Genomic DNA, 11,808 nt, shown 5'->3' with positions numbered 1-11,808 from the left:
TGTCCAGACGAGGGGCGAATCGTTGATGCAGCAAGCGCGGGAAGTCGATGTAGCCAAGTATCGCATCCTGCAGGAACCGTTTTACGCGGAGGTCTGTGGGGAGATCGGCCTGTTCACCATTGCCGCCGAGAAAAAACTGCCGGTCATGCTCAAGGGACCGACCGGCTGCGGGAAAACCCGTTTTGTTCAATACATGGCGTACAGGCTCGGCCGACCGTTGATCACGGTCGCCTGTCACGAGGATCTCACGGCATCCGACTTGGTGGGCCGTTATCTCCTCAAGGGGCAGGATACCGTATGGATGGATGGGCCCTTGACCGCCGGAGTGAAGCATGGGGCCATTGTCTATCTCGACGAAGTAGTGGAAGCGAGAAAGGACACGACCGTCATCATCCATCCTCTCAGCGATGACCGGCGGGTGCTCCCGATCGAGAAAAAAGGCCAGATTGTGGAGGCAGCCGACGAGTTCATGCTGGTGATCTCCTACAACCCCGGCTACCAGAGTGTCCTCAAAGATCTGAAGCAAAGCACGAAGCAACGATTCGTGGCGATTGAATTCGACTATCCCGCTCCGGACATCGAAGCGATGGTGGTTCAGCGGGAAGCGGGGGTGGAGCCTGCAATCGCCGGAAATCTCGTCAAGCTCGGACAAAGGGTCCGCAACTTGAGGAACCACGGGTTGGAGGAAGGAGTCAGTACCAGACTCTTGATCTACGCCGGTACGCTCATCAAGCAAGGCGTGCCGCCCGAGCGGGCCTGTGATGTGGCCGTCGCTCGTCCGATCACTGATGATTCGGACATGCAACGCGCGATACTCGAATTCGTGAAGGCGATCTTTTGAATCCATCGATTCTAGCCCACATCATTCATGAGCATTTCTGCTGCAATTGTGGATTCGCCGCTGCGACAAGCCTTGCCAGGAGCTTATCGTGGCCAGGCGGGCGGACTCGCTGCTCGGTCTGTCAACGGACTGTTTCAAGTCTGCTTCCCTTCCTCGCGCCTCCGTGCGCCCGTCTCGCTTGGCGACTCCGCAATCTCGCGACGAACTGTCATGAATAATGTGGGCTAGTGAATTCCCTTCCTACCATCGCACGGGATAGTGAGCGCGGGGCGCTCCTGACCGTACATGTCCAACCCGGGTCTTCACGTACTGAGTGCGTCGGAATTCATGGCGACGCTATAAAGATCCGCCTGGCAGCTCGCCCGATCGACGGTGCCGCCAACGACGAACTGATCTGCTTCATCGCCGAGCGGTGTGCTGTGCCGCGCGCAAACGTACGCATTCACGCAGGGACCGAAGCTCGGCGCAAACGACTGTGTGTGAAGGATGTCTCGGCTCAGGTGCTCTTGGCTCGATTGCTGTCGCGAAACGAGCAAGAAACGGAGCGGATATGAAGGGATTACGAATGAGCGCCGTCCTCGCGCTGTTGATGCTCTCAGCCTGCTCCAGCGCACGTCCGGTGCTCTATCCCAATGCCCAGCTGGAGTCGGTGGGAAAAGACGGGGCGGAGCGTGATATCGAAGCCTGTCGGCAGTTGGCAGAGTCGGCAGGCGCGGTGGAAGGTGGAGGAAGCAAGGGAGGACGTGTCGCAACGAGCACGGCCGTCGGCGCCGGAGTCGGTGCCGCAAGTGGAGCGGTTGGGGGAGCGATTTTCGGAGGAGCGGGACGAGGATCGATGATCGGTGCTGCGAGTGGAGCGGTCTGGGGGCTCCTGACCGGTTTGTTTCATGCTGCGAGTCCCTCGCAACCAAACCAGACTTACACGAATTTCGTCAACCGCTGTTTGCAAGAGAAGGGATATGAAGTGACAGGCTGGCAGTGAGGGAGAGGGGAGGGCTGCGTACGGGAAATGTTCCTGTGCTCGCGCATCGCTCACACGAGACACAATCTGAGTAAAAATTAAGGGCGGTGCTCGATGCATGCGCGCAGGAGGAACCCCTCCCGTACGCAGCCCTGATGGAAAGAGTAGGGAAAGAAAGATAGGAGCAAGTAGAACAAAACCACTAGATATGTGCGCAATTGAAAAAGCCTCGACATTTGCTCCAAAGGGTGAGAAGTGAAGAAAAGCAGGGAAAGCATTCAAAGGGGTTTTTGTGGTCAATCGGTCATGGCATCGTCTTGTTGTGTATGCGGCACTCATAACCCTTACCTCCTGCACTGACCCACAGCCGATCTTCCGGTCCAATAAACAACTTCACTTGTATGGCAGAGAGATGGCTCAGCAGGAGGTTGAATCCTGTCGGAAGAAAGTTGAAGGGACCGGGTTGCAGCCTGGTGTGCACCAGAGCGCGAATGCGGCGACCGGCGCCATACTCGGCCTGACGCTCGGTGGTGCGGTCGGCGCGTCGGCTGGGGTGATGGGGGGATTACCAGGAGTGACGATCGGGGCCGCTGCCGGTAGCGGTCTTGGATTGGTCGTTGGACTACTCGGTGGAACATTCAAGCCGTTGGAACCGGAACCGCGATATGCCGATGCCGTCTCGGGCTGTCTTAAGGAAAAGGGCTATGAAGTCAGCGGTTGGGAGTAGTCCGAAAGGTCGTTTGGTTCCTATCAGTAGACGTAAGGCATCCCCCGATCCACTACCATCCCTCTCCGAATCTACAAAGACCACAGCGGACATGTGACTTCGACACCGTCTGACCTGATTCACTCTCCCAAGCGTATTCCTGCCAATATCTCTGTGCTTGCCTGAGGATTTCCAGTCTGCCACGTGGCAAAACCGCATCCTCCTCATGCCGGCTCAACTCCTTCGGATAGGCAACTGACCTTCCTTTGTCACGCTGGACAACGGTTCACGCGAAGAAGCCTGGCGATACGTCATGTTGAAGATCGAGAAACTCATACCGGGGACGGATCAGTATTTATGCAGGATTGCTGGTGAAGATTTCTTCACGATCTCATCATGGACCATTCATATTCGAACGATATACTTTTTACAGATCAAGGGAGATGAAGGTCAATGATGTCGATATTCTTAGCGCTCTCACCGACCGTTGTTTTTGGAGTGCTGGAGCAAGGGAGAAGATTTGCCATGCGCATGATCGGACTGTTTGCGATGTGTGTATTGTTGGAAGCCTGCACAATCATACCGATGTTTCCTCCAGAGGTGATGAAAAACGTCGAAACCAATACCTTTGACCTCGAGGCTTGGCAGCAACAGACCTATCACCCGTCGAACGACGACTTTGTCTCACACAAAGTGGAATTGGGAGGAGAAATCATAGAGGTTGTTCGGAAACCGGAAGGTGTCGTCCTTCTTGTCGAGGCGCAGCCCATCGAGAACCATACGACATATGGTACTAAGAGTGTGGAACGCGGAGACTCATTCTGGTACGCCGTTGCCTTTAACGGCTCTCCGGAATCCAGCATGTTGCAGAGAGGCAACAAACTCGTCGTTGTCGGAATGACCGAGAGAGCCAGCACGGAAATAATCGGTGGAGCTCCGAGAGTGCTGCCGCACCTTCTGGCGCAGTGTCTTCACATTTGGAATACCCGGGAAGCGGAAGCGGCGGACTTTTCTTATTATGGAGGTCCGATGGGACATCATCCCGCTGAAGAACAAACATTCTGTCTGAGAGATGACGGCGGGAAATCCTTGCCCATTAGCGAGAGTCGAGGTGACAAACAACAAACTCATTCTGAAGGGTTGTAACTGAAGCTGGAGCAGCCGTGCTGGGCAAGTGTTGAATGATGGTCGGTTTACAGAACAATTCTGATTTGCATTGTATCCGAAGCGAGCCGTCTCAAGGGAAAGTGCTATGAAGCCAGCGGGTGGGAATGGGGTAGAGGGTTGTAGACGAGAAAGCGCCCTGCCTCGACATCACTTGCCCGCACAATCGATAGTCCGCTAGAAGAATCTCTGCTGGTTCTCCTCCGCATCTACTTCCCCACGCGAGAATGGTGTCCGGGTTTGTCAGGAACAAGAAATTTCACGACGGACGCGAATCGATCAAGACTCATCAGTTAGGTCGCGCGGTTGAACGGCCCATCAAGGGCAACAGTAAGGATCAGCGGGTGCGGTTAGCGACCCAGCCCGTTCATTCTCGCTCCACCCATCCTCAGTCGACCTCTTCCACTGTGGCCAACGGGCTCCAGGATCGACGCCACCCCCAGAGAAGAAACACTTAGCAGGGCTGTAGAAAACGCGGTTTCCGTGCTTCGCCAGACCCGTCGTGAGATCAGTCGAAGGGCTCAACTGGAACGGAAACCTCAGCATATTTAATCACCGCTTCGTTCGTCCTGAGGCTCCCGAAGGATGAACGAAGGGGGTTTTCCGCAGCCTGCTAAAGGAGGAGATTTCCTGATTGACAACTCATGCAGGAAACTTATAAAACCATTTTAGTTTCTCTAGTGCTCATATGATCCGTCCCGTATGAAGAAGTCAACAGGCAAAATCATTCCGAGTCGTTCTCCAGCCGATAGGGTCGTCCGCGCGGCCCGGCGACAATTCTTCACCCATGGATTCAGAGCGGTCAGCATGGACGATATTGCCACCGAACTCGGGATGAGCAAGAAAACCTTGTACGCCCATTTCCCCAGCAAGACCGTGCTCGTCCAAGCCATCATGCAGGAGAAGTTCGGGGAAGTCGAAGCAGACCTCTCTCGTCTGAAAAGAAAAGCCGGGCGGAGTGTCGAGACGACGCTCCGGAACCTGCTGGATTGTGTGCAACAACACACAGCTGAGATTCAACCACCATTTGTGCGGGACATCGGGCGTGAGCTGCCCGAGCTATTTCAGGTCATCGAACGGCGTCGTCGAGACTTGATCCGCCAGCACTTCGGCGAACTGTTTGAAGAAGGGCGGAAGGCCGGCCTCATCAGAAACGATATCCCCGTTCATCTCATTATCGAGATCCTACTCGGAGCCGTACAGACGATCATGAATCCTCCCAAACTGGTGGAACTTGGCCTGACTTTAGAAACTGGATACTCATCAATCATTCGAATCATCCTCGAAGGGGCACTGAACAACCGGCGCAATCGGTGAACCGATGGCTGTAGGTCGTCCAGGAACTACGCAGGGGCTGATTCTGGCATTCACGCTGGTGGTTGCCGTGGTCCAGTCGGGCTGTGGACGATCTTCGTCCGATCAAGTTCAGGGCTACGTCGAGGGTGAATACGTCTACGTGGCTTCGCCCTATGCCGGTGCGCTTGCATCCTTGTCCGTACGGCGTGGAGAACAGGTCAGTGCGGGCGATCCCCTTTTCGCCCTGGAACAGGTGTCAGAGCAAGCCGCCCGTGACGAAGCAGCGAAGAAACTCAGCCAAGCGCTGGCCAACCTCGATGATGCGAAGAAGGGAAAACGGCCCTCTGAGATCGAATCGCTCAGGGCGCAACTGAAATATGCGCAGGCAGCGCTGCGCCTTTCTGTGCAAGAAGTCACGCGACAGGAAGGGCTCAAGGCTATGCCCGGTGCCGTAGTGGAAATGGAATTGGATCGCGCACGCGCGGCACGGGACCAGAATCAACAGCAGGTCGCGCAACTGAAAGCCGATCTGAACACAGCGGTGTTAGGGGCTCGTGCGGATCAAGTCGCGGCAGCCGAAGCAGAGGTTCGTGCAAGGGAAGCGGCGTTGGCCGGGGCAGAATGGGCTCTCGCGCAAAAACGCCAAGCGGCGCCGAAGGCAGGGTTGGTTTTCGACACCCTGTACCGTGAAGGAGAATGGGTAGCTGCCGGACGTCCCGTGGTTGTCCTGCTGCCGCCCGACCACATCAAAGTGCGTGCGTTTGTACCTGAGACAAGGGTTGGGACCATCAAACTCGGCGATGTAGTCCAGATCACGGTTGATGGTGTGCAGGGCATGGTTCAGGGAAAGGTGGGCTATATTTCTCCACGGGCAGAGTATACCCCGCCGGTCATCTATAGCCAGGAGAACCGCGAGAAGCTGGTCTTCATGATTGAAGCGCTGTTTGACCAGGATACCGCGCGCAATCTGCACCCCGGTCAACCGGTGGATGTACGATTCAACGGTGCTCCATGAACCAGGATGTCAACGGACAAGAATTGGTCATCGACGTACAGGGCATGACCAAGCGGTTTGGGTCACGGACCGTGGTCGACAACATCGGGCTGCAGGTACGTCGTGGCGAGATTTGTGGCTTCCTCGGGCCGAACGGCAGCGGCAAGACGACGTTCATCCGCATGCTGTGCGGTCTCCTGCACCCGGATGGAGGGAGCGGTACCTGTCTCGGCTACGACGTCATCACCGAAAGCGAAGCCATCAAAGCCGCGGTGGGTTACATGACCCAGCGGTTCAGTTTCTACGAAGACTTGAGCATCGCCGAGAATCTCGATTTCGTTGCCCGGATGTTTGAAGTTCATCGTCGCCGCGAGTCCGTCGAGCAGAGCCTCGAGCGGTTGGGCCTCACCGATCGACGAGAGCAGCTGGCCGGTCAGTTGTCGGGAGGGTGGAAGCAGCGACTTGCGTTGGCGGCCTGTCTGATCCATCGGCCCAAGTTATTGCTCTTGGATGAACCGACGGCCGGCGTCGATCCGAAAGCGCGCAGAGAATTTTGGGAACAGATTCACGAATTGGCCGCCGAAGGCCTCACCTTCTTGATCACCACCCACTATATGGATGAAGCCGAGCGCTGCCATCGCCTTGCCTACATCGCCTATGGGAAGTTACTCACCTATGGAACTGTCGCCGATGTCATCATCCAGGCGCAGCTTACCACTTGGTCCGTCAGTGGGCCGGATCTTCAGCAATTGGCGGGAATCTTGCGCCGACAACCAGGCGTGCAACAAGCCGTCGCGTTTGGTGATCGGTTGCACGTGAGCGGAGACGACCCTGTCGCGCTCGACGCGACGGTTTCGGCGTCTCGTGCTGCGCCGTATGAATGGCAGCGCGTGCCCACTGGTCTGGAAGACGTGTTCATCCATCTCATGCATCGATCCTCGAATGAGGTCACGTCATGAGTCTGCGATGGACATTTTCTCCCTCCCGTTTCTGGGCCATCGTCGTCAAGGAGTTCATTCAGATGCGACGAGACCGGGTAACCTTCGGGATGATGATCGGCATTCCGTTGATCCAACTCATTCTCTTCGGCTTTGCCATCAACACGGACCCGAAGCGCTTGCCGACGGCGGTGCTTCTCGCCGATTACGGTCCTCATGGACGAACCGTCCTCCAGGCGATACGGAACAGCGACTACTTCGAATTCACCCGGCAGGTGACGAGCGAGCAGGAAGCGAAGGAGGTTCTCGCGCGGGGCGACGTGCAGTTCGTGATCAATATTCCGCCAAACTTTTCGCGTGACGTAGTCCGCGGCGAGCGACCAGCTATCCTTGTCGAAGCCGATGCCACAGATCCGGCGGCAACCAGCAATGCCATCGGCTCGCTGCGCCTGTTGGCGGGGACGGCACTCCGGCAAGATTTCAAGGGGCCTTTAGCGTTTCTGTCTCAAGGTGACGATCCGATCGATTTGCGTATCCACGCGCGATACAACCCCGAGGCTATCACACAATACAACATCGTGCCGGGCTTGATGGGCGTGGTGCTGACCATGACGATGGTGATGATCACCGGCTTGGCAATTACGCGTGAGCGCGAACGCGGCACCATGGAAAATCTGCTCTCGATGCCGACACGGCCGTTCGAGGTCATGATCGGCAAGGTGCTTCCGTATATTCTTGTGGGCTATGTCCAAGTGGCGCTCATTCTCCTGGCGGCTCACCTGCTTTTCAAGGTGCCTGTGTACGGCGACGTCCCCATGCTGTTCCTCGCCGCGTTGGTCTTCATTACAGCCAACTTGGCGATGGGAATCACCTTTTCCACCATGGCACAGAACCAGTTGCAGGCCGTGCAGCTCTCGTTCTTTTTCTTCTTGCCGTCGTTGTTGCTCTCGGGGTTCATGTTCCCGTTCCGCGGGATGCCTCAGTGGGCGCAAATGATCGGCGAGCTGCTGCCGCTGACCCACTTTCTTAGGATCGTGCGGGGCATCATGCTGAAAGGAAATGGGGCAGAAGAGATTGTGCTTCAGTTATGGCAGATCGCCCTCTTCGCCGTTGTTGCCTTGGCGATCGGCGTCAAGCGATACCGCCAGACACTGGATTAGGAGAGTTCCTGGACGTGGAGCCGCCTTAAGTCAATGCGATAGCGAAGGGGCTATAAATGAGTAAGACCAGAAGGTCAACGGGTGGGAGTAGGTGCAACAATCGGTGCGTGTCCACACGCCGATGGCGGTGCATGCCGAGTACGATCGAGAAGGTTGGACTCTTGAAGGGGCTGACCCACCACGGTTCTTATCCGACTCTACAAGAACCACGGCAGGCATGGTGCCTTTACATGGCCTGACCTGATTCAGCGTCTCAATCGCATTCCTGCCACGCCGGATCCCAGTGCCTTAGCGGAACAGACATGAGCCCGCCCGCCCCCTGCCGCATATTCTCGGATCATGCCGCCTCACTCTGGGAGGTGGTCATGAAGATTGCCCTGGCCCTTGATCGAATGCCGCTTCACCATCGTGACCCCTTCGACCGCATCTTCTTGGTGTAGGCCCACGTCGAACACCTGCGCCTGCTCACGTATGAGGCGAGTTTCAAGCCGGATGGTCCGGTGTGTCCGGTGATCGGAGATATTTGAGTGATGACCGTGTGTCGATGGGGAGTAAGCGTGTCACCGGTGATTTCCATTCGCTCAACGTCTTCTCGCAATCTGCTCAAGCACCGATTTAAATCCTTCCTGGGCCTGGCGCTCGAAATCGCGTGGCTGCAGTTGGTCCACCAATTCTTCCAGCATGTCTGACGTGTGGTGCGCGAATTCACCCATTGACCAGAATTTCGTATATGGCTTGGGGCCAACTGCCTCGAGATTGTTCTTGACGCGGAGCTTTAGTTTCGCTTCCTCATTGGTCCAGTAAATCGCCCGTTCCAGCCTGTTGTCCGTGCTATCAATATTTGAGTCAGGTAGGATGATGGGGATCACCTTCTTGCGGAAGCGATCCGGTTTATGCGCGCAGTTGCGATAGATCCGAAACAGCTCATACATGCAGTACTCCGACCGAAGATATTTGTCGCTGATGATGACAATCACAAAGTCACCCTCAGCCAATCGGTCCATGAACTCGCTGATCAGATCGCCTGGCCGCATCTCGTCGCGATCGCGACGGACCGTGATGCCCTGTCGACCGAGGGCTGTGCAGAGATCGTCCACGACCTTCGCTCGCTGTCGGCCGGCTGGAGTGTCGTCGCCCCACGCATAGGAAATGAAAACCTGGGGCTCGCGTGAAGGGAAAAAGGACTCCGGTGGTTTGTCGAAGGTCGGTTCCAGAGCCACCAGCCCGCCTGCCGGCTCCATGGCGCCAAGGTCTACGGACAATCGATCTGACAGGCCGCCGACCTTCGGCGCGGCACCTCGGCCTGTCGCAGCTCGCTGCCGAGCGTGGAGACTCGGGCCGAAGTCGCCCACTGCGGGTTTCAGCTTGGGATAGCCGAACAGCCGGTTGCACTGCTCGATCCGTTCGCACAGCCAACGGACCAGCTCTTGGTGCCGGTGACCCCGCACGTTGAGGATGATTCGGCCTTGGCGCTCGTTATCCATCTGCTGCTCAAGTAGGGCACGACAGCCTGTCGATTTTTCATAGAGCCAGACGCCGAATTTCCAATAGACACCGGCTTCTTGGGATCGCCTGCCGACGTCGCACAGGAGGGTGCGCATCAGACCCGGATGCAGGAACGGATAGCTGTATTCGAGGCGCCAGCCCTCGTCTGTGTCGTTCCACCGTCCGGCAAGCTGATCGGCTACCGCACCCTTATCGGGAAGCAGATCCGGCGCGAGGTATTCGGTGGCAAATCCTATTTTTGGATCCGCCTTACGATGAACGAACACGATCCCGCAGGACTCCATCAGGCTCAGAAAGAGCCGTTGCTCCGGCTCGGAGTAGTCGCGCCAAGCCGTCATCGCCAGGAGTGACTGTGTGAATCGACCACGTAGGCTCTGAATGAGCGGATAGGCCTTCCGGCGGTCGAACAGGGTGTAGACAGCCTCCAGCGCCCACGATTGATCCAGGATGATCCGATTGTCGAAGAGGTGGGGCTGGTAGAAGACCACGCCGAGATTGTGCAAGTACGTGAGCAGATGTTCCGGCGACCGGACGCCGCCAATCTGCTCGCAGAGAGTGTGGAATTCTGCCTGGGACAAGGTCCGGTGACGTCGCTCCGCTGTGGGAAGGGCTTGGTCCTCGTTCCGCCACGCCTCGAGTTGGCGCAGCACGCGTGCTCGTCCCACCCCGATCGTGGCGATGCCGTCCCGCTCGCGCAGATACTGGATGGCGTCTCGCAGCGCCTCTTCGAGAGCCCCATGGCCCCGTTGGGTCTTCGCGCTGTACCAGCAGGGCTTGAGAAAGGTAAATTGGAGAGATGTATCGTCAGCCGGCAGGCGATGGACTTCCTGTTCCGGCCGGTCGCAGCGAGCCTGCACGACGAGGACCGGGCAGTCATTCCGCCCCAGCGTACGCGCGTATTCCAGCCAGTAGGGGAGCGGGTAGTTGCGGAACCAGATCCCGTCGGCGGACTGTTCACCCGTGGTCTCAAAATCAGGATGCCAGACGATCAGGAAGACCGCGCTGGTCTTCATGAACAGCGTGTGGGCTCCGTGATAGATATCCTGCCCGCCGAAGTCCCAAATGTTCAGCACCTCTCCGGTCATTGAGCCGACCCAAGGTTCTGCAGTGACGGTGATGCCATGCGTGGAAGTCACTGTCTCGTCGTACGGAAGCCCGCGCAGGCGACGACAGATCTGGGTCTTGCCGACTCGGCCGTTCCCCAGCACGAGAAGCTTTGCCTCAAGCACTTTTTCAAGGCCGCTCTCCGCATCGACCAGGTGCTCGCGTAAATCTTTGAGGCAACTCGAGTAATCAGAATCTGAGAGTACTTCCGCCGGTATCCCAGGAATAGTCGTTTGGTGGAGAGTGAGGTCACGGAGGCTCTGCTGGAAGAGCAACTGCCGTGGGAAGTCGTCGAGCCGGCAGTAGTTCACAGTGAGTTTCTGCAAACTCATGGTGCCAATGAGCGGGCTGGGATCAGTGATCTGGGTGGACGAGCACTTCAGGGTCTGCAGAGCCGTGAGCGCGTGGAGGGGGCTGAGATCGGTGACCTGGGTGCCCGAGCACTCCAGGGTCTGCAGAGCGGTGAGCGCGCGGAGGGGGCTGAGATCAGTGATCGGTGTGTACGAGCACTTCAGGGTCTGCAGAGCCGTGAGCGCGTGGAGCGGGCTGAGATCGGTGACCGCCGTGTTCCAGCAGTTCAGCTGCTGCAGAGCGGTGAGCGCGCGCAGGGGGCCGAGATCGATGAGAGGGTTGCCGCGCAGAGACAACGTGACCAGATTTCTCAACGTGCCGAAGCTGCTCGGCAAGGCAGGTAGCCTGTTGGCGCTGTCCTCATTGCCGTTGCTCGACTCGTGATATTCCCCCTGCCCGTCCACATACCCATGGCCGAGATTCAATCCGCACAAATGGATGAGTGTGAGCAGCTCGACCGGGAGTTCCGTAAGCCCAAGGTTGCCGAGATCGAGGAAGCCGGTTTTCTTTTCTCTCTCATCGGCAATCAGCCGCCGAGCGATGTCCATGCCATCCATGTCGGTGACACTATTGTGGGGTGTCTATGCAGGTCATACGTACTTATCTCTTGCGGGAAGGTACTGCTGAATGAATAAGGCTGTCAATGCGGCCAGCCTAAGACACGAGCGGAATAGACACTCGATTGACGGAGAGGTTGCAACGCGAGGAAGTAGCAATGGATCGGCTGCCGATACTACCAGCGATGGCTGATGTGCGATCCGGTCGAACGGTCGATATCGAAGAATGG

At 57.2% G+C, this 11,808-nt stretch carries 10 protein-coding genes; 9 read left to right on the top strand and 1 reads right to left on the bottom strand.

Features of this window, described 5'->3' with window-relative positions:
• Positions 1-25 precede the first annotated feature (25 nt).
• The 9 genes from P0120_22310 to P0120_22270 all read left to right on the top strand — a co-directional run bounded on the left by P0120_22310 (position 26) and on the right by P0120_22270 (position 8,060).
• Positions 26-841 carry a CbbQ/NirQ/NorQ/GpvN family protein gene (locus P0120_22310; GenBank protein MDF0677043.1) on the top strand — a complete coding sequence of 272 codons (816 nt, stop codon included), beginning with the start codon at positions 26-28 and terminating at the stop codon, positions 839-841.
• Between the two features lie 227 nt (positions 842-1,068).
• Positions 1,069-1,395, top strand: a complete 327-nt coding sequence (locus P0120_22305; protein ID MDF0677042.1) for a DUF167 domain-containing protein — start codon at positions 1,069-1,071, stop codon at positions 1,393-1,395.
• Positions 1,392-1,823, top strand: coding sequence for a glycine zipper family protein (locus P0120_22300; protein ID MDF0677041.1), 432 nt, complete (start codon positions 1,392-1,394; stop codon positions 1,821-1,823). Before P0120_22305 ends, P0120_22300 begins: the two co-directional genes overlap by 4 nt.
• Positions 1,824-2,214: 391 nt before the next feature.
• Positions 2,215-2,529: a hypothetical protein gene (locus P0120_22295; protein ID MDF0677040.1), complete on the top strand. Its 315-nt coding sequence runs from the start codon at positions 2,215-2,217 to the stop codon at positions 2,527-2,529.
• 432 nt (positions 2,530-2,961) lie between these two features.
• Entirely contained in the window at positions 2,962-3,654 is a 693-nt protein-coding gene (locus tag P0120_22290) for a Slp family lipoprotein (GenBank protein ID MDF0677039.1), read from the top strand.
• Positions 3,655-4,374: 720 nt separating this feature from the next.
• A complete protein-coding gene (locus P0120_22285) occupies positions 4,375-4,989 on the top strand; it encodes a TetR/AcrR family transcriptional regulator (GenBank protein MDF0677038.1) in 615 nt (204 codons plus the stop codon).
• Between the two features lie 4 nt (positions 4,990-4,993).
• Positions 4,994-5,983, top strand: coding sequence for an HlyD family efflux transporter periplasmic adaptor subunit (locus P0120_22280; protein MDF0677037.1), 990 nt, complete (start codon positions 4,994-4,996; stop codon positions 5,981-5,983).
• Positions 5,980-6,921 carry an ABC transporter ATP-binding protein gene (locus P0120_22275; protein MDF0677036.1) on the top strand — a complete coding sequence of 314 codons (942 nt, stop codon included), beginning with the start codon at positions 5,980-5,982 and terminating at the stop codon, positions 6,919-6,921. The genes P0120_22280 and P0120_22275 overlap by 4 nt, the downstream gene beginning before the upstream one ends.
• Positions 6,918-8,060, top strand: coding sequence for an ABC transporter permease (locus P0120_22270; GenBank protein ID MDF0677035.1), 1,143 nt, complete (start codon positions 6,918-6,920; stop codon positions 8,058-8,060). Before P0120_22275 ends, P0120_22270 begins: the two co-directional genes overlap by 4 nt.
• A gap of 581 nt (positions 8,061-8,641) precedes the next feature.
• Here the strand turns inward: P0120_22270 and P0120_22265 are convergent.
• Entirely contained in the window at positions 8,642-11,569 is a 2,928-nt protein-coding gene (locus P0120_22265) for a COR domain-containing protein (GenBank protein MDF0677034.1), read from the bottom strand.
• Positions 11,570-11,808: the final 239 nt, after the last annotated feature.

The sequence above is a fragment of the Nitrospira sp. genome (assembly GCA_029194675.1).
Taxonomy (GTDB): domain Bacteria; phylum Nitrospirota; class Nitrospiria; order Nitrospirales; family Nitrospiraceae; genus Nitrospira_D.
Note: the sequence above shows the minus strand (reverse complement) of the source record. Positions and strands in the feature narration are given on the sequence as shown.

What these genes read in the sequence shown, in the direction of transcription:
- P0120_22310 (MDF0677043.1), top strand. Translation starts at nt 26, where the DNA reads ATGCAGCAAGCGCGGGAAGTCGATGTAGCCAAGTATCGCATCCTGCAG.
- P0120_22300 (MDF0677041.1), top strand. Translation starts at nt 1,392, where the DNA reads ATGAAGGGATTACGAATGAGCGCCGTCCTCGCGCTGTTGATGCTCTCA.
- P0120_22295 (MDF0677040.1), top strand. Translation starts at nt 2,215, where the DNA reads ATGGCTCAGCAGGAGGTTGAATCCTGTCGGAAGAAAGTTGAAGGGACC.
- P0120_22290 (MDF0677039.1), top strand. Translation starts at nt 2,962, where the DNA reads ATGATGTCGATATTCTTAGCGCTCTCACCGACCGTTGTTTTTGGAGTG.
- P0120_22285 (MDF0677038.1), top strand. Translation starts at nt 4,375, where the DNA reads ATGAAGAAGTCAACAGGCAAAATCATTCCGAGTCGTTCTCCAGCCGAT.
- P0120_22280 (MDF0677037.1), top strand. Translation starts at nt 4,994, where the DNA reads ATGGCTGTAGGTCGTCCAGGAACTACGCAGGGGCTGATTCTGGCATTC.
- P0120_22275 (MDF0677036.1), top strand. Translation starts at nt 5,980, where the DNA reads ATGAACCAGGATGTCAACGGACAAGAATTGGTCATCGACGTACAGGGC.
- P0120_22270 (MDF0677035.1), top strand. Translation starts at nt 6,918, where the DNA reads ATGAGTCTGCGATGGACATTTTCTCCCTCCCGTTTCTGGGCCATCGTC.
- P0120_22265 (MDF0677034.1), bottom strand. Translation starts at nt 11,569, where the DNA reads ATGGACATCGCTCGGCGGCTGATTGCCGATGAGAGAGAAAAGAAAACC.